Source organism: Rhodoblastus acidophilus (assembly GCF_025961575.1).
Taxonomy (GTDB): Bacteria; Pseudomonadota; Alphaproteobacteria; order Rhizobiales; family Beijerinckiaceae; genus Rhodoblastus; species Rhodoblastus acidophilus_C.
On the sequence record NZ_JAOQNX010000019.1, the window covers coordinates 81642 to 104336 of the forward strand.

Consider the following 22695-nt stretch of genomic DNA (forward strand, 5'->3'; position numbering starts at 1 on the left):
GCGCCTTCCCCGGTTGACCCCGATCGTTCCGTCGGTTAGGCAACGTCCATTCCCTGATAGCTCAGCCGGTAGAGCAAGCGACTGTTAATCGCTGGGTCGCAGGTTCGAGTCCTGCTCAGGGAGCCATTCCAACACAAAAACCAAAAAGCGCCCGCCAGGCGCAGGCCGGCAGGCGTCGCTTCGCGCCGAAACCAGTCCGAAAACAGCCCAATTCCCCCAGCAGGACCGGAGGTTGCGGCCTGGACCTCCCCCTTGACAGCGGAAATATTCGGGAGCAAAGGCACGCCCATCGGCGGGCCATCGGCGCGTCGTTTTCCCAACCCAGTCAAGGACACATGGGCAGTACCCCCTCAGGCGGAGCGATCCCGGCGCAATGCGGGAAAGCCTCGCTGCAACATCGTGAAGGGCTCGCGGCGCCGGCCGCGTGAGGGACGCCAGGCGTTAACGCCCGTGTCGCTCGCCGTCCGGCCCGACAGCCGGAGGCGAGACATGATTGTAAATTTCCCCCGCAAGGGCGACCTGCGTCGCCCCTTACGCTCCGCATGCGCGGGCGTAAAACCGCGCCTGACCTGCCGCTGGACGCGCGACGCGTCCGGCCGACTGGTCGCGCGCTGGCGCCCCGAAACCGCCGATACCGGCCTGCAAGGCGCGGAGCCTCCCTCGTCCCGATCGCGGTTCGCCGCCTGAACCCTGGAGACCCTGTTGAACGACGGCCCTAGTCGCTCCGCCTCCCCGCGCGGGAAGGCGGATCCCCTGAAAATCTCAATCGCAAGACAAAAGGCGCGCCCTCGGCGCGGCTTCGGCGCGTAGCGACCTCCGTCGCTCCTGGCCGGCGCCGTGGCGAGCCGCCAGGAGACGAATATGAACGCCACCATCGATCGGCCCAACGCCGGCGCCGTGCTCGACGACAAGCATGTCGGCCACATCCGCGGCGCCTTCGGCACCATCCTGCATCACGACAACGGCCCGCGCCAAAGCTGGCACCATCGCCTGCAAACCCTGCTCGCCATCATCGGTCCCGGCCTGATCGTCATGGTCGGCGACAATGACGCCGGCGCCTTCGGCACTTACACGCAGGCCGGCCAGAACTACGGCACGACCCTGTTGTGGACGCTGCTGCTGCTCATCCCCGTGCTCTATGTGAACCAGGAGATGGTTCTGCGCCTGGGCGCGGTCACCGGCGTCGGCCACGCCCGGCTGATCCTGGAGCGCTTCGGCAAATTCTGGGGCGCGTTTTCGGTCATCGACCTGTTCCTGCTCAACGCGCTGACCATCGTCACCGAATTCATCGGCATCGCCCTGGCGCTGGACTATCTCGGCGTCTCCAAGGCGCTTGGCGTGTCGCTGTCCGCGATCCTGATCATGGCGGCGGCGAGCACCGGCGATTTCCGCCGCTTCGAGCGTTTCTCGATGGCGCTGGTCGCCGGCAGCCTGCTGCTCATTCCGGTGTTCCTGGCGATCCATCCGCCAATGGCGCAGATCGCGCGTGATTTCGTCACGCCGCAATTGCCGGAGGGCGCCAAGCTCAGCGACGTGATGCTGCTGATCATCGCCATTGTCGGCACCACCGTCGCGCCCTGGCAGCTGTTCTTCCAGCAGAGCTATGTGATCGACAAGCGCATCACGCCGCGCTTCATGGCCTATGAAAGGGCCGATCTGTGGCTCGGCATCGTGCTGGTGATCGTCGGCGCGGTCGCGATGATGGCCTTCACCGCGGCCGCTTTCGCCGGCAAGCCGGAGTTCGGCAATTTCACCGACGCCGGCGCGGTCGCGGCGGGCCTCCAGCAGTCCGCGGGACGCGCGGTCGGCGTGATGTTCGCGCTCGCCCTGATCGACGCCTGCATCATCGGCGCCTCCGCCGTGTCCCTGTCCACGGCCTATGCGCTCGGCGACGTGCTGTCGATGAAACATTCGCTGCACAGGAAACCCTCGGACGCCAAAGGCTTTTATGTCGTCTACTTCGGCCTGATCGTCCTCGCTGCCGGTCTCGTCCTCACCCCCGGCGCGCCGCTCGGCCTGCTGACCAATGCGGTGCAGACGCTCGCGGGCGTGCTGCTGCCGTCGGCCACCGTGTTCCTGCTGCTGCTGTGCAACGACAAGGACGTGCTCGGGCCCTGGGTCAACGGACGCGGACTCAATGTCTTCACCAGCGCGGTGATCGGCGTGCTGGTGATCCTGTCGATCATCCTGACCGCGTCCGTGATGCTGCCGGACGCCACCGACGAAAATGTCATCCTGGCGATCCTTGGCGGCGGCGGCGTCCTGGTCCTGCTCGGCGCCCTGGCGACTGTCGCCCTGAGGACCAAGGGGGAAATTGTGAAGAAAATCGATCCCGAACTGCGCGCCGCCTGGCGGATGCCGCCGCTCTCCAAACTGCCGCCGGCGAAGCTCTCCAAGACCTCGCGCCTGTGGATGATCGTGCTGCGCCTCTACCTGGTCATCGCGGGCGGACTGGTGCTGTGGCGGATCGTGATGCTCGCGCTCACCGCGCAGTGACGCGGGCGGAGCCCTCAAAACTCTGAACCCGACAGCCGGAGACGCTCCGGCTGTCATCCAACTGCAACATGGACAGCGCATGGCGACCTGCGGCCGCGAGGCCGAGGGAACGCCGCCTTGCGCGCATCTCGCCCGACCTTCGGAACAGAACCATGATCAAATTCGACATCGGCCCGGCCATGGATTTGACGATCGGCGTCGCGGTCGCCTTCGTGCTGGCGACCCTGATCGGCGCGGAACGGCAATACCGCCAGCGCAGCGCCGGCCTGCGCACCAATGTGCTGGTCGCCGTGGGCGCGGCGACCTTCGTCTCGCTGGGCTGCCGCATCAACGGGCCGACCGGCGCGGCGCAGATCGCCGCCTATGTCGTGTCGGGCATCGGCTTTCTCGGCGCCGGCGCGATCATGAAGGACGGCAGCAAGGTCTGGGGCCTCAACACCGCCGCGACGCTGTGGTGCTCCGCCGCGATCGGCGCGCTGGCGGGCTATGGCCTCGTCGTCGAGGCGGTGGTGGTCACGGCGGCGGTGCTGGCCGGCAATACGCTGCTGCGTCCGCTGGTGGACGCCATCAACCGCGCGCCCTTCGACGAGCGGACGTCGGAAGCCACCTATGAAGTGCATGTGATGACCGAAGCCGAACATGTCGGCGAGGTGCGCGACTGCGTCATCGACGTGCTGGAGGCCGCCAGCTATCCGATCCGGGACGTCGAAGTGGTCGAACGCTCCGATGAGATCACCGAGGTCGTCGCCACGCTGGTGAGCACGGCGGTCGAGCCGGCGGAACTGGACGCGGCGGCGGAAAAAATCGCGGCTTCGCCGCGCGTCTCGCATGCGAGCTGGTCGTCGAACGCAGAAGAATAATCGAGACGCATGATGATCGTTTTCACCCGGCGCAGCCGTTTTCAATTTTGCCGCGGCTGGCGTGAGGCGGCGCTCGTCCTTGCGCTCGGGGCGACCGCCGCCTCGGCGCAAGAAGCCGCGCCGCGCGATCCCGCCGACGACGTCAACACGCCGCTGTCGGCCGCCGCCAATATCGGCCAGCAGTCGATCGGCGCGCTGCTGCCGGAGCCGCTGGCGAGCTGGAACGGGCTGCGGCCCGCTCTGGCGAAAAAGGGTCTGGCCTTCGCCTTTACCTACCAGTCCGATCCCATGGCGAATGTGTCCGGCGGCTTGAAGACGGGTCCGGCCTATATCGGCCGCCTCCAGGCGGTGGCCAATTTCGATCCCGAGGCGCTCACGGGCTGGAAGGGCGCGCTGTTCCAGCTCTCGACCTATCAGATCCACGGCGTCGGCCTGACCGGCGCCTTCATCGGCTCCTATGCGGCGGTGTCCGACATCGAGGCGCTGGCCACGACCCGGCTCAACGAAGTCTGGGTCGAACAAAAACTCACCGACCGGCTGTCGCTGCGCGTCGGCCAACTCGCGGTCGACGGCGAATTCTTCCTCACGCCCTATCTCGGCATCGGCATTGGCGGAACGTTCGGCTGGCCGCCGATCGCGACCGCCAACCTTCCCGGCGGCGGAATCGTCTATCCCTTCGCCACCCCGGCGGCGCGGGTCAAATTCACGGCGACTGACAACGTCACTCTGCTCGCCGCCGTGTTCAACGGCGATCCCGCCGGTCCCGGTCCCGGCGATCCGCAGAAGCGCAACCCCTACGGCCTCGACTTCCGCATCGCCGACGCGCCCTTCGCCATCGGCGAGGCGCAATTCAAATATGGCGCGGAAACCGGCCCTCTGCCGCCGGGAACGCTGCGCCTCGGGGCCTGGAAACATTTTGGCCGGTTCGCCGACGAACGTTTCGCCCGCAACGGCCTGTCGATCTGGGACCCGAACGCCGGCCCGCCGCTTCAGCACAGCACCGATTTCGCGGTCTATGGCGTCGTCGACCAGCAGGTCTGGCGAAAGCCGGGGAAGACGGACGATGGCGTGTTCGCCTTCGGCCGCATCGCCTGGACGCCGCCGGACCGCAACATCATCGATTTCTACGCGGACGGCGGCGTGAGCTTCCAGGGCGTGGTCCCGGATCGTCCCGACGACCAGTTCGCCTTTCTCGCAACGCTGGCGCGGATCAGTCCCGCCGCGCGCGCCGCCGATCTCGACGCCTGCTTTTATGGCAAGGCGCGGCCGGCGCGCAGCTTCGAGTCGGTCCTCGAAGCCACTTATTCCATCAAGGCGGCGACGGGCCTGCTGGTGCAGCCAAGCCTGCAATATGTGATCCACCCCGGGGGCGGCGCGCCCGAGCCGAACGAACCGCTGCGGCCCATTCCCAACGCCCTGGTGGTCGGCCTGCGCACGACGATTCAGTATTAGCGCCCGTCATTCATTTGTAATCTGCCGATGATGAGCTTGGCCGCATCGACCAGAGAGAAGCAATGACCAGAGATCGCAATCCAACGAGGCAGGACAATGCCGCGCGCATCCGCGCGGAAATGCTCGACAGTTTCGATGAAGAGCTCGAGGAGGAAATCGACGACGAGCGTCTCGCCCATCTGCTCGACGACGCCAGCGACCATCCCGAGGTCTCGACCCTCAAGCGCTCCGTCTATTTCAAGGAGCTGTTCCGGCTGCAGCGCGAGCTGGTCAAACTGCAGGACTGGATTCAAACCAAAGGCGAAAAGGCCGTCATCATCTTCGAAGGCCGCGACGCCGCCGGCAAGGGCGGAGTGATCAAGCGCATCACCCAGCGCCTCAATCCGCGCGTCTGCCGCGTGGTCGCCCTGCCCGCGCCGAGCGAGCGCGAAAAGGGCCAATGGTATTTTCAGCGCTACACGCCCCACCTGCCCGCGCGCGGCGAACTCGTTCTGTTCGACCGCTCCTGGTACAACCGCGCCGGCGTCGAGCGGGTGATGGGCTTTTGCACCGAGGACGACGTGGAGGAATTCTTCCGCAGCGCCCCCGAATTCGAGCGCATGCTGGTGCGATCAGGCATAAAACTCATCAAATATTGGTTTTCGATCTCCGACCACGAGCAGCATTTCCGCTTCGAGATGCGCATCCACGATCCGCTGAAGCAATGGAAGCTCTCGCCGATGGACCTGCAATCGCGGGTGCGCTGGGAGGCCTACACCAAGGCCAAGGAATCCATGCTGGAGCACACCCATATTCCCGAGGCGCCCTGGTGGATCGTCGAAGCCAATGACAAGAAATGCGCGCGCCTCAATTGCATCTCGCATCTGCTGACGCAATTCCCCTATCAAGAGGTGGTGCGCCCCGAGGTCGAACTGCCGGCGCGCACCCATCACCCCGATTATTGCCGCACGCCCATCCCCGACGAGATGCACGTGCCGAAACGTTTTTAGCCGAAGCCAGATCGAGCCGGCGCTTCGGCGCCGGCGCCGAGGAAGAACGGCCGGCGCCCCTCCCCGCCGGCCGTTTGACGCCTTCGAAGTCCTGGCTTGAGCTTAGCTGTTGCCGCAGCGCAACAGGACCGGAAAATTACCCCACTTATCAAACTTGTCGTAAAGGCGGTATGCGCCATCCCTAAACGTCAGCCCCAGTGCAACAGCTTGAATCGGGGCTTTATTGATGCGTCGCGCTGACATTTCCTCTCTGACTCTCATTCTTGCCGCCGGTCTGGCGGCCTCGCCCGCCGCCGCGGCGTCGACGGTGATCACCGCCTCCGACGCCACAGTGCTCAATCTGCTGTCGCCGTTCCTGAGCCTGAACGCGTCGCAGGTCGGCGCGTCGACCCTGAGCGCCAACCTGCAGGGGACGATCGCCACCAACAATACGGCGGCGGCGTCCGGCGTCTACGCCGCCGAAGCCATCAGCGAGAAGACGATCTTCAGCGCCGCGTCGGGTTCGATCACGCTGTCGAACAACGTATTGTCCTATTACGGCCCGGCCGCGAATCTGGCGGGCGGCTTGCCCACGCAGGCGATCCAGAACGGCGTCGCCTTCAGCGGCAGCGGCAACCTGACCCAGACCAATGTCAATGGGACGATCGCGGGATACCAGACCTATGGCGGTCTCGGCAGCCTCGGCGCCGCCTACCAGACGGCGGTGAGCCCCTATGCGGTCACCTCGACCGCAGCCAACGGCTCCTACGTGACGGCGACCAGCACGGCGACCGCAAACCCGGCGCTGACCGGCGCCTACAAGACGCAGAACGTCGTCAATCTTCTGGCGAACGCCTATAATTTCAATTCCACCGATCTCGGCGTCGCCAAATTCTATTTCGCCAACGGCACCACCAACGGAACCAGCACGGCGGTCGCCCCGGCGGGCTATTCCATTCCGAGCGCGAACGGCCTGCCCAACACCACCAACAGCGTTTACGACGTCGCTTATGGCGTGAACAACACGCAGACCAACCAGAACATTTACGGCGATTCGCGCCCCGTGCAGGTCGCGGCCAACAGCATCAAGCAATTCGACCCGAACGCCATCACCGGTCTGACGACCAATCCCGCCTTCCCCAGCGGCCACACGACTTATGCCTTCACCGATTCGATTCTGGTCGGCATGCTGACGCCCCAGTACTTCCAGTCGATGATCCTGAGCGGTTCCGAATATGGCAACAGCCGCATCGCGCTGGGCGTGCATTATCCGCTGGACATCGTCGCCAGCCGCGCCTTCGTGCAATATAATCTCGTGCAATTGCTGAGCGCCACCGCCGCGACGGGCTCGACGCAGGCGACCAATCCCTATTATTACACCAACGCCAACGGCAGCACGACCGTGCTGAACCTCAACGGTCAATTCGTCAGCGCGGCGCAATCGCTCAACGGCTATCTCAACACCCAGACCGGCGGCTGCGGCGGATCGCTCGCCGCCTGCGCCGCAGCCAATCCCTATAACAGCTATTCCACCTCGACCTATGCGTCGCAGGGCGCCACCAATGCGGCGATCTACCAGTACCGCATGACCTATGGCATGCCGACCTATTCCTATGCGCAGGCGCCGCGCGAACTGAACGACGGTAAGGGCAACACGGCCGCGATCCTGCTCGCCACGCTCTATGGCGGCCAGGGCAATGCGCAGGCCCAGGCGCTCGCCAATGCGGTGACCGGCGGAACCTCCGGAACCCTCGCCGACCTGACCACCGGCACGATCAACCAGATCATCGCCAATACGGAGGGACAGGCGCTGCAAGCTTTTTACGGCACGCAGCTCAGCTATTGGACCCGCATCAACCTCTATGACGCCGCCGGCTATTTCTCCGGCGTCACCGGCGCGCTGACGCTCGCCTCGACCGACAAGGTCAACACCGACGTCACCGTGGCGAATGGCGGCGCGCTCGGCGGCGCAGGCGTGATCGCCGGCAACCTCACCTTCCAGAGCGGGTCGTCGCTGACCACCGACACCAAATCGGCGCTCACGGTCAAGGGCGGCGCGGTGACGCTGCAAAACGGCGCCGCCGTCGCCCTGGGCAATACGGCGGCTCTGCCCGGAACCTACAAGCTGGTCCAGGCCGACGCCGGACAGGCGGTCTCGCTGGGCTCGGTCGCCGTCACCGGCGCCGCGCTCGCCTATGAAAAGGCCAATCTCGCCGTCAACAACAGCGAGCTCGACCTGAAGCTGACCTCCAATATGGTGGGCGTCGCGCAGACGCACAACCAGAGCGCGGTGGCTGCTGCGATCGACGCCTCGGCCAATGCGCCGGGCTTCAAGGACGCCAGCGGCCTCTACAAAAGCCTGATCACCGGCGGCGCCACCGGCTCGACGTTTGACGCGCTGGGCGGCGCGGGCCGCGCCGGGGCGACGGTCGCGGCGCTCCAGCAGGGCGCGGGCGTCGCCGACGCCATCGCCAACCAGGCGACCTTCGGCCTGATGGGCGCCGGCCCCGACACCACCGGCGTCTCGCATGTGCTCTCCTATGCGGGCGAGCCGAAGAAGGGGCCGATCTCGCTCAAGGATCCGGCGCCGACCCGCGACTGGCGCATGTGGGGCGCGTTCCTCGGCGGCGGCGCCAATATCGGCGCCGAAGGCGGCCGCCCCTCCTATGACGGCGCGACCTATGGCGGCCTCGCCGGTCTCGACTATCTCATCCAGCCGAACTGGCTGCTCGGCGTGGCGCTCGGCGGCGGCGCCTCCCACTACAACACTTCGCTGGCGTCCTCCGGCGACGTCTCGGCCTTCAACGCCGGCCTCTACACGGCGGCCCTGCTCGGCAACGGCTATTATGTCGAGGGCTCCGAGACCTTTTCGGTCAACAGCAACCGCGGCAAGCGCTGGGTCAGCGGCTTCGGCGGCCTCGCCAGCCAGCAGTTGAACGCCTCCTATTCCTCGTGGGAAGCGCGCACCCGCCTGGAGCTCGGCCGGGTCTTCAACTTCAGCGACTATCAGGTCACGCCGTTCGTCGCCGCCGAAATCGCCTCGCTGCAAAGCGGCGCCTATACGGAGACGGTCGCGACCGGCGGGACCAGCCCGTTCCAGCTCTCGACCAATGCGCAGACCACGCTTTCCGCGCCCCTGTTCCTCGGCTTCAAGCTCTCCGGCGCCGCTGCGCTGGGCAATGGCGTGACCGCCCTGCCCTCGTTGAGTCTCGCCTGGGTGCATGAGTTTTCGACCGACCGCAACGTCAACGGCCAGTTGATCGCGCTGCCGGGCGCCGACTTCACCGTGGCCGGCCCGCGCGCCGCGGCCAATCTCGCCCAGGTCAAGGCGAATGTGGACCTGACCAATGGCGGCCCGCTTTCGGTGTTCGCCAAATTCACCGGCGAGTTCGCCCCCTCAGTCTCCTATTACGGCGGCCAGATCGGCGCGCGTTACGCGTTCTAAGCACACCGCCTGCAAGAACGACCGCCGGCCCCCGGGCCGGCGGTTCACTTTTTCCCGCCAGCGCTGGCGTTTCGAGTTAGATTCATCTCAAGAAACCTGCGCGCGGGGACAACAATGGACGAGGTCAAGCGGCGCCTGCTTTGGCACGCCATGCTTCTGTTTCTGCTCGGCCTGCTGACCGGCCTGGTCGAAAGCCAGTTTCGCAATCCTCGCATGGGACTGGCCGCCCACCTTGAAGGCGTCATGAACGGCGCCTTCCTGGTCGCGCTGGGGGCGATCTGGCCGGACATTCGGCTGACCGCGCGCCAGAAGGCGCTCACGTTTTGGACCTTCCTTTATGGCGCCTATGGCAATTGGGCGTTCACCACCCTCGCGGCGGTCATAGGAACGGCCGCGCTCTCGCCGATCACCGCGGCGGGCCATGGCGCACAGCCCTGGCAAGAGGGCCTGGTCACGGCCGGCTTCGCCACGGTCGGGCTCGCCATGGTGAGCGCCTCGCTCCTGGCGCTCTGGGGCTTGCGCAAATCGGCGCCGCGCGACCCCGGTTGACGACCGGGACTTGTCCCGTCGCGGTCTATTGCGTTTGGCCCGCGCCTCCGCATGCGCCGCCAGGGCCGCAGCCGCGCCCGCCGCCCGTGCTGTCCAGCGCCTGCTTGCAGGGGGCGGAGACCTTGTCCTTGTTTTGAACCAGACACTCACGAACCCTCCGGTTCACATGGGGCAGGCCCTTGCAATAGGTCTCAATGTCGCTGGCGCAAGCGCTGGCGACCGGTCCGCGCTGGGCCTGCGCCAGCGGAGGCGATGCAATCAGCGCGGCGGCGGAAAGGGCCATCAAAACGATCTTCATGACATGTCCTCCTCGAATGAACTCGCCCCTAAACGACCGCGTCGAGCTCCGGCGCGAGCTTGACCGGAATGCGCAGGAACCGCGCGCCCTGCGACTCCGCGCGCGGAAACCGCCCGGCCCTGATGTTCACCTGGATCGAGGGCAGCAACAATTCGGGCGCGGCGAGTTCGGCGTCGCGCTTGTGCCGCATCGCGACGAACTCCTCCTCGCTCACGCCGTCATGGACCTGCACATTTTCCGCGCGCTGCGCGGCGACGGTCGTCTCCCAAACAAAATGGTCCCGGCCCGGCGGCTTGTAATCGTGGCAGAGGAACATGCGGGTTTCAGGCGGCAGCGCCAGCAGCCGGCGGATCGAGCGGTAGAGCGCGCGGGCGCTGCCGCCGGGAAAGTCGGCGCGCGCGGCGCCATAATCCGGCATGAACACAGTGTCGCCGACAAAAACCGCGTCGCCGATCCGGTAGGACACGCAGGCCGGCGTATGGCCCGGCGTGTGCAACACTTCGACGTCGAGGCCGCCGATGGCGAAATGGTCGCCATCGGCGAACAGCCGGTCGAACTCGGCGCCGTCGAGCGAAACGTCGGCAAGGTCGAAAACCGGCCGAAAGATTTTCTGCACCTGTGCGACCTCGGCGCCGATGCCGGTCTTGGCGCCGGTCTTCGCCTTGAGCCAGGGCGCGGCGGTCAGATGGTCGGCGTGAACATGGGTTTCCAGCACCCATTCGACCCTGGCCGAAAGCTGTTCGGCAACGGCCAGAATGCGCCCCGCGGAAGTCACGTCGGCGCGCCCGGCGCGATGATCGTAGTCCAGCACCGCGTCGATGATCGCGGCGGCGCGCGTCGCCGGGTCGACGACGAGATAGGACACAGTATGGCTGGTCTCGTCGAAAAAGGCGCTGATCCGCATCGGCTCGGTCATGGCGGAACCATTATATTCCAATCGGCGAATATCACAACGCGTCCCCCGAATTCGGGTTCCTGCGGCCTGCCGCTGAGGACGCTCGCGCCCCTATTGCCAAGTTCAAGTGTAGTCCCATGAAAATAAAGCGAGATCTCCGCTAACGGAAAGACGTCAGTTTTACGCAAGTTTATCAAACGCATATTCATTCATCGCATTCCTGCGGCAAACCGCAGGGCCGTCACGCAGCCGGTTTCACGCGCAAGACTGCGGGACGACGAAAGCATGCGACGCCGCTTCGTGTTTGGGAAGCGCGGTGGGTTGTGTCAAATCCCTTTGAAAACGGAGCAAAGCAGGTGTCGTTCAATCGACTTCGTGAACGAATTTCCGTCGTGCAAATGGTGATGGCGCTTGGGGTCATGTCCATCATCATCACGCTGATCGGCGCGGGCGTCGCGCTCGTCCAGTTCAATTCGGCGCTTTACGGAGCGCGGGAAAATGAGCTGCGACATGAGGTCGAGGCCGCCGCCTCGATCGCGCGCGGCATGTACAAGCGCAATGGCGCGGCCGCCGCCAATGACGTGGTGGAGCTGTTGCGTCCCGCGCGCTTTGGCGAGCACGGCTATTATTTCATCCAGAATCTCGACGGCGCCGCGCGCCTGCTGCCGACCACGCCGCAGCTCGAAGGCAAGCCCCTCGACCAGATCAAGGATTCGCAGGGACGCTATTTCTTCAACGACCTGCTCGCCATGACGCGCAAGGGCGAGAGCGGCAAGGTCGAATATTCCTGGCCCAAGCCCGGCGAAACCGCCAGCTCGGAAAAATTCAGCTATGCGGCGCCGCTCCCCGAACTGGGCTTCTACATCGGCTCCGGCGCCTATACCGACGACCTGCGCGGCGAAGTGCTCGGCGTGTTCCGTCATTTCGCTCTGATCATCGGCCCGCTGCTGCTCCTGCTGTGCGGCGTCGCCTTCCTGATCGCCCGGTCGATCTCGCAGCAATTGCGCGGCGCCTCCGCGGCCATGGAGAAACTGGCCGAAGGCGATCTCAGCGTCGTCCTCCCCGGTCTCGACGCCAAGACCGAAATCGGCGGCATCGCCCGCGCCGTGGAAAAATTCAAGGTCAAGGCGGCGGAACTCGCGCGCGAGGAAGAGGCGGCGCGCGAAAAGCAACGCCAGGCGGCCGCGGCGGCCCGCCGCGAGGACATGCTCGCTTTGGCGCAGCATTTCGAAAACGCCGTCGGCGCGGTGGTCAGCAGCGTCGCCAGCTCCGCCCAGGAAATGGAGGCGGTGGCGCAATCCTTGGTCGAGAACGCCCGTCACGCCGGCAACCAGGCGAAACAGGGCTCGGCGGCGGCGATGACGACCTCGCAGAACGTCCAGTCGGTCGCCGCGGCGGCGGAGGAACTGTCGCATTCGGCCGAAGAAATCGGTTCGCAAATGGCGCGGGCGCGGGACGTGTCCTCCGCCGCGGCCGAGGTCGCGGCGCTGACGCAGACCCGCATGGAGGAGCTCGATTCGATCATCAGCTCCATCGGCGGGGTGACGGAGCTGATCTCGGGCATTGCCGAGCAAACCAACATGCTGGCGCTGAACGCGACGATCGAGGCGGCGCGCGCCGGCGAGGCCGGTCGCGGCTTCGCCGTGGTCGCCTCGGAGGTGAAGACGCTGGCCGATCAGACGCAGAAGGCGACCGCCGACATTTCCGTGAAAATCACCGCCATTCAACAGGCCTCGCAGGAAGCGAGCGCGCGCCTGCTGGAAATGAGCGGCGCCACGCACGAGGTCAACGGCATCGCGGAATCGGTGGGCGGCTCGATCGAAATGCAGGGCCAGGCGACCACGGAAATCGCCCGCAACGTTCACGACACCTCGAAACTCGCGGGCGATCTCGCGCGCATCATCGACGAGGTGCAGACGGCGTCGCAGCACACCGGCGTCTCCGCGGAAGAAACGCTGCGGGCGGTGTCGCAACTTGCCGAGCAGACCGAGCGCCTGCGCGTCGAATGCGAAACGTTTCTGCGCGAAGTCCGCGCCGCGTGACAGACGCCTAAGAACCTGAGGGGAGCGCCGCCCGACGCGATGTCGGCGGCGCTCTCCGCGCGTCAAGCATAGGCGCCGAAACGCTCGACCGGCTCAACCCAATAGGCCAGATGCGGGATGGCGCAGTTTTCACGCAGATCGGCGAGCAGGCTGTCCAGCCGCGCGCGCGCCAAAACCATCACCAGCATGCCGCGCTCGATGCGCCCGCGCACCTTTTCGCGCGCCGAACATTTGTCGAAGCCGCCGCCATGACCCTCGGCGCGCCAGCTGACGAAGCCCGGCAGCGACGGCTCGGCGTCCAGCAGAACATCGATGATCCGATCCTCGGCCGCGACGGGATAGACGAGGGTCAGTTTGCAGAGGTCTCGGTCCATTGGGCTTTCCGAATTTGCGCCGGTGAGGCGGACCCGCCGAAGCGCCGGAACGAGATCGGCAGCAGCACCAGCGTGAGCAGCGTCGAGGTGATCAGGCCGCCGATCACCACGACCGCCAGCGGTTTTTGAATCTCCGACCCCGGCCCATCCGCGAACAGCAAGGGCACAAGGCCGAGCGCGGCGATGCTCGCCGTCATCAGCACCGGACGCAGCCGGCGCACGGCGCCCTCGAACACGGCGACGTCAAGCGTCGCGCCGACCGCCAGGAGCTGATTGAAATAGCTCACCAGCACCAGCCCATTGAGCACGGCGATGCCGAGCAGGGCGATGAAGCCGACGGAAGCGGGCACGGACAAATATTCGCCCGAAATCCACAGCCCGATCATACCGCCCACCAGAGCGAAGGGCACATTGCCGAGCACCAGCAGCGCATGTTTGACCGAACCGAGCGTGGCGAACAGCACGACAAAAATCAGCCCGAGCGCGATGGGAATGACGATGGCGAGCCGCGCGGCGGCGCGCTGCTGGTTTTCGAACTGCCCCCCCCAGACCAGACGGTAGCCGGGCGGCAATGGAACCTGCGCCGCCACCGCCTTTTGCGCATCGGCGACAAAACCGACGAGGTCGCGGCCACTGACATAGGCCTGCACCAGGCCGAAGCGCGAGCCGTCCTCGCGGTCGATCTTCACAAACCCGGAGGTGCGCGCGAGTTGCGCGACATCGCCGCCGCGCACCACGCCGCCGTCGCCGGCGGCGATCTGCATCAGCGCGAAATCTTCGGGGGACTCGCGCACCTCCTTGGGCCCGCGCACCAGCACCGGGGTGCGGCGATGGCCTTCGAGAACAATGCCGGCCTGCGCACCCTCCAACAGCGCGCGCAATTCATCCTGCACCCGGCTCACCGACAATTTGGCGCGGCCGAGCGCCAGCGGGTCGAGCTTGATCTGCAGATAGTCGACCGAACCAGCCGCCGGCGTCACCACTTCCGCCGCGCCCGGCACTTTCAGCAATGTCGCCTTGATGCGGGTGGCGAGATCGGAAAGCGTGGCGAGATCGGGCCCAAAGATCTTGATCGCCAGATCGCCGCGCGAGCCCGTCAGCATTTCGGAGGTGCGCATTTCAATGGGCTGGGTGAAGGCGAATTCGACGCCGGGAAAGCCGGCCAGCACGTCGCGCAATTGCCCGAGCAGCCAGTCCTTGTCGCGCACGCGCCACTGGTCCTTCGGCTTGAGCACGAGAAAATTGTCGGCCTCGTTGAGCCCCATCGGATCGAGGCCCAGTTCGTCGGCGCCGACGCGGGTGATGACGCGCTCGACCTCCGGAACCTTTTCCAAAAGCGCCTTCTGAATCCTTTGATCCAGCTCGGCGCTATGCGTGAGATTGATCGACGGCAGTTTTGTTGTCTGCAGAATGATCGCGCCCTCGTCCATGGTCGGCATGAAGGTCTTGCCCACGGCGAAATAGCCGACCACCGCCGCCACCAGCCCCGCGACCGCCAGCGCCATCACCGGCTGCGGCCGCTTCAGCGAAAAGGCGAGGATTTTGCGATAGGCGGGCGTCAGCAGCCGCATCAGCAGCGGCTCGCGATGGCCTGAAATTTTCAGCACCAGCGACGACAGCACCGGGATCAAAGTCAGCGACAGCAGCAGCGAGCCGCTCAGCGCGAAGACGATGGTGAGCGCGACCGGCGCGAACATCTTGCCTTCCAGGCCCTGGAGCGACAGCAGCGGCAGGAACACCAGGCAGATGATGATAATGCCGGCGGCGACAGGCGTCGCCACTTCCGCCGTGGATTCGAAGATCAGATGCAGGCGCGGCAAAATGCCTTTTCGATCGGCCCCCAGCCGCTCGACATTGTTCTCGACCACCACCACGGCGGCGTCGACGATCAGGCCGATGGCGATGGCGAGCCCGCCAAGGCTCATCAGATTGGCCGACATGCCGAACCCCGACATGACCAGAAACGTCACCAGCGCCGCCATCGGCAAGGTGACAGCGACGACGACCGCCGCGCGCAAGTCGCCAAGAAACAGCAGCAGCAGAATCACGACGAGCACGGTCGCCTCGACCAGCGCCTTCTTCACCGTGCCCACCGCGCCCTGGATCAGGTCGGCGCGATCATAAAACACATTGACGGTCACGCCGGGCGGCAAACTCCCCTTGAGTTCCTCCAGCCGCTCGCGCACCGCCTTCACCACGGCGCTGGCGTCGGCGCCCCGCAAGGCGATGACCAGGCCCTGCACGGCCTCCTTGCCATCCTGGGTGACGGCGCCATAGCGGGTCAGCGCGCCAATCGCGACATGGGCCACGTCGCCGACGCGCAAAACCCGATCCTTCTCGGTCTTCAACACAATCTGTTCGAGATCGCCCGGCGTCTGGATCGCGCCTTCCGAGCGCACCACCAGCGCCTTCTCGCCGTCGCTCAGCCGGCCCGCGCCATCATTGCGGTTGTTGGCGGAAATCGCCGCGACGAGATCGGCGACGCTGAGGCCGGCGGCGGCGAGCAGCCGCGCATCCGGCGTCACCTCGAAGGCGCGGACATGGCCGCCGAGCGCATTGACGTCGGCGACGCCGGGAATGGTGCGCAGCGCCGGCCGGATGGTCCAGTCGAGCAAGGTGCGCCGCTCCGCAAGCGACACGCCCTCGCCCTCGACCGTGAACATGAACACGTCGGAGAGCGGCGTCGAAATCGGCGCGAGCCCGCCGGAAATCGTCTCGGGCAGGTCGGGACGCGCCGCCGCAAGACGCTCGGCCACCTGCTGGCGCGCCCAATAAATGTCGGTCCCGTCCTCGAAATCCACGGTCAGGTCGGCGATCGCATATTTGGCCGAGGACCGCAAAATGGTTTTGCGCGGAATGCCGAGCAGCTCCATTTCCAGCGGCGCGACCACCCGCGTCTCGACCTCCGCCGGGGTCATGCCGGGCGCCTTCAAGATGATCTTGACCTGCACCTGCGCAATATTTGGAAAGGCGTCGATGGGAATGCGCAGGAAGGCGTAAGCGCCGGCCCCCGCGACCAGCACGGCGACCAGCAGCGCGAACAGGCGCTGCGACAGCGAGAATTCGACGAGGCGGCGCAGCATTCTAGTTTCCGGACATCATATGTTCGAGCTGCGCCAAGCCATTGGTGGCAAGTTTTTGCCCCGGCTTCAGCGCGTCGGATTCCACCGTCGCGACATCGGCGTTGCGGCCCTTGATGGCGATCTGCGCCGGCGCGAACCCGCTCTCGCCGCGGATGAACACGAACGGTTTTCCGCCGATCCAGGCGATGGCGTCGGCGGCGATCTCGAATTCCCGCGCGGCGCCCGGCCGCACCACGCTGATGGTCGTGGTCTGCCCGGTCATCAGGTCGCCCTTGGCGGAAATTTCCGCGAGCAGTGTGGTCGAGCGCGTCACCGGATCGAGCGAAATCCCGACCGAAATCACTTTTCCCGAATCGCCTTGGGGCAATTCGACCCTGTCGCCCACGGCGACCTTGCCGACCATGGCGCCGGGCAGTTGCGCCTGCGCCCAGAGCTGGTCGCTGGCGTCGAGCAGCACGGCGGCCTCCATGGCCTGGAGCGCGGCGCCCGGCGTCGGGCGCACCTCGACGATGCGTCCGTCCTCGGGCGCAGTCAGGCTGTAGCCCCCGGAATTCTGCTGGATCGCGCCCATGGCCAGCAGGCGGCGCGTCTCCTGCGCCAGGGCGCGCACTTTTTCCACCTGCGCCTCGGCCTCGGCGACCCGGTTGGCGGTGACGAGGTCCTTTTGAAACAATTCGCGCTGGCGCTTCAACAACACCTCCGCCGCCAGCAGATCGGCCTCCGCCTGCTTCAGCCGCACGATGGTTTCGGAGAGATCGCGGCTGGCGAGCGTCACCAGCGCATCGCCCTTCTTCACCGCCTGCCCGGGCAGAACATTGACTTTCACCACCGTGCCGGCGAAGGGCGCGGCCACGGCGATGCGCGCGTTCATCGGCGGAATGATGGTCGCCGGCAAAGCCGCGACAATGCTCTTTTTCGCGGCGCGCACCTCGGCGGCGCCGGCGTCGAACTGCGGCATCTGCTCCGGCGCGATCGCCAATTCCCGCGCGATCTCCTGCGCGGCGAGCGACAGGTCGGAGCCGAACCACACGGCCAAGCCGGCCGCAAGCCAAAGACAGATGCGCCACGCATTGCGGCGCCGATCGCTTGTCAACATCACCAAAATCCCAATTCGTTCCCGGGCTTTTCCCACGCCGCGTCTGTCATTTCGCTGTCAGGCGGGGGCGCAGCGGCGCGCGCCGCATTCTGAAGTCTTGACAGAAAGATGACAGCTTCCCAGGCGCACCCTGTTCACGCGGCGAAATGCGCCGCGCGAAGAAGTCGGGACCATGAAAAAGACCTTGTTGCTCATCGCCTTGTGCGCGACCTTGCAGACAGCGGGCCTCGGCGCGGCGACCGCCGCGGGCGGCCTGGATCGCCAGTTCCGCGCCGAGCAGTCGGACGTCTGCGAAAGGAAGAAGTGGAGTTGCGTCCAGGAGTTCGGCCCCTCGCCGCGCCGGATGTGGCAGTTGAACAGCTGCTACAGCGACTATAACCGCTGCGTCGAACGCTGACGCGCAACCGGGCTGGCCGCCCGCGCGCCAGGGTGAGATAATGGCGAGATGAGGAGCCGCCCGGCCAGATGAGACTGCTGCTGATCGAGGACAACCCCCGCCTGCGCGAATTGCTGACCGAAAGCGTCCACCGCGCCGGCTGGCGGATCGACGCGTTCGAAACCGCGCGGGACGGCCGCGAGGCCATCGCCACCACGCCGTTCGAACTGCTGCTGATCGACCTCGGCCTGCCCGACGGCGACGGGCTCGACCTGATCCGCGAGGCCCGCCGCAACGGCGTGCAAACCCCGATCCTCGCCTTGACCGCCCGCGCCGCCATTGACGAGCGCATCGCCGGGCTCGACGCCGGCGCCGACGATTATCTGGTCAAACCTTTCAACCACGGCGAATTCCTCGCCCGCTGCCGCGCCCTGCTGCGCCGCGCGCCCGAAACCGCCCCGGTCGTCCTCTCCGCCGGACATCTGCGCTTCGATCCCGCGCGCGGCGTGCTCAGCTGCGGCGACGACGAGATCGCCCTCACCCGCCGCGAGCGCGCCATTGTCGAGGTCCTGATGCGCGACGTCGGCCGGGTCACGCCGAAAAGCCGGCTCGAACACGCGCTGTCGGAATTCGGCGACGAACTCTCCACCAATGCGCTCGACCTCGCCATGTCGCGGCTGCGCAAGAAACTCGACGGCTTTTCCGCGGCCGCGTCGATCGAGACGATTCGCGGCATCGGCTACCTGCTGCGCGAGATCGGCGCGTGACCCAGGCGCCGTCGCTCATGGCCCTGGTGGTGAGGCGCATCGCCTTTTTCGCCGGGCTGGCGATGCTGGCGCAACTGGCCGGGGTTTTCTCCAAGACATCGTCCGACACCCAGAATCTCGGCCGTCTCGCCATCGAGATGGAGACGAGGGCGCTGGCCAAGGGGGTGGCCAGCACGGACGGGCCGCTCGCCTACAGCCTGCCGCCGGACCGGCGCGCGCGCTACCAGGACGCCGCCAATGGCTATCTCGTGCGCGTACGAACCGTGAAGTCGGGGGCGCTGCTCTACGCCAATTGCGAGTGCAAAACGCATTTCCTGCCGATGGACGTCAAGCCGGTGAGCTTCTGGATGCAGGAGATCAAGCCGGGACGCCCGCTTCACGTCGCCGGCGGGCGCATCGTCGAGACCGGCTCCGAACCAGTGATGGTGGAGATCGCCATTCTCGGCGACCCCGACGGCGTCACCGAGGAGGTGCTGGCCCATGAGGTGTTCGAACATATGGCGCTGCCCATGAGCCTGATGCTGATTTTCGTCCTGGGCGCGACCATTTTTTCTATCGCCCAGGCGTTGCGTCCGGTGGCGCGCGCCTCCGACCAGGTGGCGCGGCTCGATCCGCTGAAGTCGCCGGAGCGGCTGCCGAGCGCCGCCATGCCCCGCGAGATCGCCCGGTTCACCCAGGCGGTCAACGCCTCCTTCGACCGCGTGGTCGAACTGATGCGCTCGCAAAAACTGCTGACCTCCGCCATTTCCCATGAGGTCCGCACGCCGCTCGCCGTAGCGCAGCTCGAATTGGAAAAAATCCCCGATCCGCGCGCGCGAAAAGTCGAGCAGGACCTCGGCGACCTCAACCATCTCGTCGAGCAGTTCACCGATCTGGCGCGGCTCGAAGGCGCAGCGCTCTCCGCCAAGGAGACGATCCATCCGGCGCGGCTCGCCGAACAGGTGGTCGGCGACCTCGCCGGCCTGGTCTACGCCAATGGAAAAAGCATCGAATTCGTCGACGCGGGCGCCGAGATTTTTGAGGGCCACAAGGCGCTGGTCGAGAACGCTTTGCGCAATCTCATCGAAAACGCCGCCCGCCATGCGCCGGACGGCGCAACCATCCGCGTCGAGGCGGGGCCGGGCGCGACCTTTTCCGTGCTCGACGACGGCCGAACCCCTCCCGCGCCGGAAACGTCACGGCCGGGCCTGGGCCTGAAGATCGTCCGGCGCATCGCCGAAATCCACGACGGCCGCTTCGCCTGGACCCATGTGCCCGAAATGGGCGTCGCCGCGCGTCTCGATTTTGCGCAGGCGCGGCGGACAAATAGCTGAGAAAGTGAGGCACATGGCCAGCCCCGCAAATTTTTGGGACGGAATCGCCGAACGCTATGCCGCGCGGCCCATCAAGGACGTGGCGGCCTATGACGCCATGCTCGCCGACGCCGCCAGCCGCCTGAAACCGACGGATCGCGTGCTGGAGCTCGGCTGCGGCACGGGCTCGACGGCCATCCGCCTCGCGCCCTATGCCGCCTCCTGGACCGCGACCGACTTTTCGCCTGAAATGCTGCGCATCGCCCGGGCGAAACAAGCGCCGGACACTCTGCGCTTCATCCTCGCCGACGCACAAAGCGCTTTCGACGGCGGCCCCTATGACGCGATCTGCGCCTTTCAGCTGCTGCATCTGGTCGACGACGTTTCGCAACTGCTCGCTGCGATCCACGCCAATCTCAAACCCGATGGCCTGCTGATCTCAAAAACCTGGTGTTTCGCGGAGATGAGTCTCCCGCTACGCGCCCTGTTCCGCATCCTGCGTGCGGCAAAACTGTTTCCAAAGGCGCGGGCGCTGACCAGGAGCGAATTGCGTCAGGCGATCAGCGCCGCCGGTTTCGACATTGCGGAGGAGCGCGTGTTCGGCCAGAACCCGCACGGCCCCTACATTGTGGCGCGGAAACGCCCGCTGGCGAAGGAGACGCTGGCCGCGCGCCAGCTCCTGTCGGCGAAGGGATGAGCATCGACCAGCGTTCCGATCAGCCGACGCAAAGCCTGATGTTCGGGACCATTGGCGCCCTCGCGCAGAAAAGCCCCCAGTTCGATCTGCGACGCCCGGCCGCCCGAGGGCGCATTCGGCTCATGAATGACGAAAACCCGCTCTTCGGCGTCGCGCGCCAAAAACCACGCGTCGCCATTCGAGCTGCGGTACAATTCGCGTCTGTCCGACATGTTCGGCTCCCCCCATTCCGCGCGAGTCTAGCACGAGAGGCGCCGTCGTTTGGGAAAATCCGTCAGGCGCCGTCGACAGCCGCCATGATCTGTTCCGGGTGGTCATCGAACCAGCAGGCGATGTCGGCCATGCTCATGATGCGCGGCGGCGTCGGCCCATGAACGCGTTCCGAGAGCTGCAGCACATAGGACCGGCCTTTCAAATAGAGGCGATCGGCCGCGGTCTTCACATCCTTCCAATCATGGACTCGCAGAGCGACCAGACGCATTGCAACGCCTCCAGAACCGGGATTGTTGTGTCGGGATACGACATTTAGCTAAAAATGCAAATGGTACAAACGGATGACCCAGGCCCGGCCCCAGGGATCAGACCACCACCAATCGGGCGGCCTCACGCCTGAACGCCAGCCGCATCGCCTCGCCCTGCCCCGGTTTGGGCGACGACCAGGCGACCTGCCGCGCCAGCGCCGCCAATCCGCGGCGCTCCGCCTCCAGACGCGCGATCTCGTCGGCCAGAAGCGCGCAATCCGAGGTCTCGACGAATGCGCCGGAGCGCCGGATACAGACGCCCAGGCAATCCCGAAACGCTTCGACCTGGCCGCAGGTTGCGCAGCGCCAGATTTCGGCGCCCTCCTCGTCGCCCGCAAAAAGCGGGGGCGCCGCAACAGGCGCCAGCAGCGTTTTCGCGCCCGAGCGCAAACCCGCCAGGGCGCTGAATCCCTCGGTCGCGCAAAGGTCCAGCGCCCAAGACCGCAGCGCCTCCACCCGCGCGCGCAAGGCGTCAAAATGCTCGAGCAGATCGGCGTAGCGCGCAGCCTCGACCACGAAGGATTTTGCGAAGGCGCAGGACCCGGCGCATTCCGCGGCATTGCCCATGGCGCCACAGCCGATGCAGCGCCAAAGCGCCAGGGTTTCGGGATATTCATCGGTCATCGCGCCCTCCTTTCCACCGGCGGCGTGGCAAAACCGCCGCCGGGACAGGCGCCCATCCGGCGGGCGCCGATGCGACAAGCGATTTCTGGCGCGCGGTCAAATCTTGTGTAAGATTCATCGTGCTCGTTCCCAGGGAACGCGGCGATTCATATCGTGTCACGACATTATTCATTTGCGGATCGACAATGACGGAGCACAAAGGCCTCGAAGACCGCGACTATGCCGCACTGGCGGATTTCCGCGCGGCGCTGCGGGCGTTTTTGGCGTTCAGCGAGGCGCGGGCGAATGAGGTGGGATTGTCGCCGCAGCAGCACCAGGCGCTGCTGGCGATCCGGGGCGCGCCGGGGGCGCAGGCGACCATCGGCTATGTGGCGGAGCGGCTGATTCTCAAGCCGCACAGCGCCTCCGAACTGGTCAGCCGGCTCGAGGCGCTCGACCTGATCGTGCGGCGCGCCTCGGACACGGACCGCCGCAAGACCCTGCTGGCGCTGACCGACCGCGCCGGTCTGCTGCTGCAAAAGCTCTCGACCATCCATCGGGAAGAAATCCGCCGGCTGAAGCCGCTGCTGCTGGAGCTGTTGGGCCGCTTCGGCTGACGAAAGCTTTCATTGTCGCCGCGCAACAACGCTCCGCCACGCCTGTTCTATTGAACCCCCATAGCGAAAACGGCGCGGAATCCGGGGACTGGATCGCGTTGCGCCCAAGAGCCTTGCAAAATTGGTCTCTCTGAACGAGCGCAACGCGTTCCTGTCCTGTCTGGACGGCGCCCCTAGATCAAGGGTTTTCTTGGCGTGGTATGAACATTTCGGGTGCGGTCATGTCTCCGGCCTGTGGATGCGACTTTTGTTTCGTCGCTGGCC

At 66.0% G+C, this 22695-nt stretch carries 21 protein-coding genes and 1 tRNA gene; 14 read left to right on the forward strand and 8 right to left on the reverse strand.

Annotation, left to right across the window (positions count from 1 at the left end; genetic code table 11):
* Nucleotides 1-50: 50 nt before the first annotated feature.
* The 8 genes from M2320_RS14405 to M2320_RS14440 all read left to right on the forward strand — a co-directional run bounded on the left by M2320_RS14405 (nt 51) and on the right by M2320_RS14440 (nt 9770).
* A tRNA-Asn gene (locus tag M2320_RS14405) sits at nt 51-126 on the forward strand.
* Between the two features lie 363 nt (nt 127-489).
* Nucleotides 490-687, forward strand: coding sequence for a hypothetical protein (locus M2320_RS14410; RefSeq protein WP_264597876.1), 198 nt, complete (start codon nt 490-492; stop codon nt 685-687).
* Nucleotides 688-861: 174 nt separating this feature from the next.
* On the forward strand, nt 862-2496 hold the full coding sequence (locus tag M2320_RS14415) for an NRAMP family divalent metal transporter (RefSeq protein ID WP_264597877.1): 1635 nt from the start codon (nt 862-864) through the stop codon (nt 2494-2496).
* 152 nt (nt 2497-2648) lie between these two features.
* Complete coding sequence (locus M2320_RS14420; RefSeq protein WP_184429600.1) at nt 2649-3356, forward strand: MgtC/SapB family protein; 708 nt, start codon at nt 2649-2651, stop codon at nt 3354-3356.
* A gap of 12 nt (nt 3357-3368) precedes the next feature.
* Nucleotides 3369-4808, forward strand: coding sequence for a carbohydrate porin (locus M2320_RS14425; protein ID WP_264597878.1), 1440 nt, complete (start codon nt 3369-3371; stop codon nt 4806-4808).
* A gap of 62 nt (nt 4809-4870) precedes the next feature.
* Nucleotides 4871-5797, forward strand: coding sequence for a polyphosphate kinase 2 (ppk2, locus tag M2320_RS14430; RefSeq protein WP_264597879.1), 927 nt, complete (start codon nt 4871-4873; stop codon nt 5795-5797).
* 226 nt (nt 5798-6023) lie between these two features.
* Nucleotides 6024-9221 carry an autotransporter domain-containing protein gene (locus M2320_RS14435; protein WP_264597880.1) on the forward strand — a complete coding sequence of 1066 codons (3198 nt, stop codon included), beginning with the start codon at nt 6024-6026 and terminating at the stop codon, nt 9219-9221.
* Between the two features lie 114 nt (nt 9222-9335).
* Nucleotides 9336-9770 (forward strand): hydrogenase, encoded by a 435-nt coding sequence (locus M2320_RS14440; protein WP_264597881.1) that lies wholly within the window; start codon nt 9336-9338, stop codon nt 9768-9770.
* Nucleotides 9771-9795: 25 nt separating this feature from the next.
* Here M2320_RS14440 and M2320_RS14445 read toward each other — a convergent pair whose 3' ends face one another.
* Nucleotides 9796-10068 carry a hypothetical protein gene (locus M2320_RS14445; RefSeq protein WP_264597882.1) on the reverse strand — a complete coding sequence of 91 codons (273 nt, stop codon included), beginning with the start codon at nt 10066-10068 and terminating at the stop codon, nt 9796-9798.
* A gap of 28 nt (nt 10069-10096) precedes the next feature.
* Nucleotides 10097-10984 (reverse strand): MBL fold metallo-hydrolase, encoded by an 888-nt coding sequence (locus M2320_RS14450; protein ID WP_264597883.1) that lies wholly within the window; start codon nt 10982-10984, stop codon nt 10097-10099.
* Between the two features lie 398 nt (nt 10985-11382).
* Between M2320_RS14450 and M2320_RS14455 the strand changes: the two genes are divergently transcribed.
* Nucleotides 11383-13005, forward strand: a complete 1623-nt coding sequence (locus M2320_RS14455; protein WP_264597884.1) for a methyl-accepting chemotaxis protein — start codon at nt 11383-11385, stop codon at nt 13003-13005.
* Nucleotides 13006-13067: 62 nt separating this feature from the next.
* Here M2320_RS14455 and M2320_RS14460 read toward each other — a convergent pair whose 3' ends face one another.
* From M2320_RS14460 to M2320_RS14470, 3 genes are read right to left on the reverse strand one after another with little or no spacing between them, the layout of a single operon-like run.
* Nucleotides 13068-13379 (reverse strand): DUF3240 family protein, encoded by a 312-nt coding sequence (locus M2320_RS14460; protein WP_264597885.1) that lies wholly within the window; start codon nt 13377-13379, stop codon nt 13068-13070.
* The gene (locus M2320_RS14465) at nt 13355-16462 is read right to left on the reverse strand and encodes an efflux RND transporter permease subunit (RefSeq protein ID WP_264597886.1); all 3108 of its coding nucleotides are present in this window, start codon (nt 16460-16462) and stop codon (nt 13355-13357) included. The genes M2320_RS14460 and M2320_RS14465 overlap by 25 nt, the downstream gene beginning before the upstream one ends.
* 1 nt (nt 16463) lies before the next feature.
* Entirely contained in the window at nt 16464-17558 is a 1095-nt protein-coding gene (locus M2320_RS14470) for an efflux RND transporter periplasmic adaptor subunit (RefSeq protein WP_264597887.1), read from the reverse strand.
* Between the two features lie 172 nt (nt 17559-17730).
* Here M2320_RS14470 and M2320_RS14475 point away from each other — a divergent pair, with 172 nt between their 5' ends.
* The 4 genes from M2320_RS14475 to M2320_RS14490 all read left to right on the forward strand — a co-directional run bounded on the left by M2320_RS14475 (nt 17731) and on the right by M2320_RS14490 (nt 20690).
* Entirely contained in the window at nt 17731-17955 is a 225-nt protein-coding gene (locus M2320_RS14475; RefSeq protein ID WP_264597888.1) for a hypothetical protein, read from the forward strand.
* A 68-nt stretch (nt 17956-18023) separates the two neighbouring features.
* Complete coding sequence (locus M2320_RS14480) at nt 18024-18701, forward strand: response regulator transcription factor (RefSeq protein WP_264597889.1); 678 nt, start codon at nt 18024-18026, stop codon at nt 18699-18701.
* On the forward strand, nt 18698-20014 hold the full coding sequence (locus M2320_RS14485) for a sensor histidine kinase (RefSeq protein WP_264597890.1): 1317 nt from the start codon (nt 18698-18700) through the stop codon (nt 20012-20014). The genes M2320_RS14480 and M2320_RS14485 overlap by 4 nt, the downstream gene beginning before the upstream one ends.
* A 13-nt stretch (nt 20015-20027) precedes the next feature.
* Complete coding sequence (locus M2320_RS14490; RefSeq protein ID WP_264597891.1) at nt 20028-20690, forward strand: class I SAM-dependent methyltransferase; 663 nt, start codon at nt 20028-20030, stop codon at nt 20688-20690.
* Here the strand turns inward: M2320_RS14490 and M2320_RS14495 are convergent.
* The 3 genes from M2320_RS14495 to M2320_RS14505 form a co-directional block, all read right to left on the reverse strand.
* The gene (locus M2320_RS14495; RefSeq protein ID WP_264597892.1) at nt 20615-20902 is read right to left on the reverse strand and encodes a hypothetical protein; all 288 of its coding nucleotides are present in this window, start codon (nt 20900-20902) and stop codon (nt 20615-20617) included. The genes M2320_RS14490 and M2320_RS14495 overlap by 76 nt on opposite strands.
* 62 nt (nt 20903-20964) lie before the next feature.
* The gene (locus M2320_RS14500; RefSeq protein ID WP_184429616.1) at nt 20965-21171 is read right to left on the reverse strand and encodes a hypothetical protein; all 207 of its coding nucleotides are present in this window, start codon (nt 21169-21171) and stop codon (nt 20965-20967) included.
* Between the two features lie 97 nt (nt 21172-21268).
* A complete protein-coding gene (locus tag M2320_RS14505; protein WP_264597893.1) occupies nt 21269-21835 on the reverse strand; it encodes a hypothetical protein in 567 nt (188 codons plus the stop codon).
* Nucleotides 21836-22020: 185 nt separating this feature from the next.
* Here M2320_RS14505 and M2320_RS14510 point away from each other — a divergent pair, with 185 nt between their 5' ends.
* Nucleotides 22021-22431 carry a MarR family winged helix-turn-helix transcriptional regulator gene (locus M2320_RS14510; protein WP_184429618.1) on the forward strand — a complete coding sequence of 137 codons (411 nt, stop codon included), beginning with the start codon at nt 22021-22023 and terminating at the stop codon, nt 22429-22431.
* Nucleotides 22432-22695: the final 264 nt, after the last annotated feature.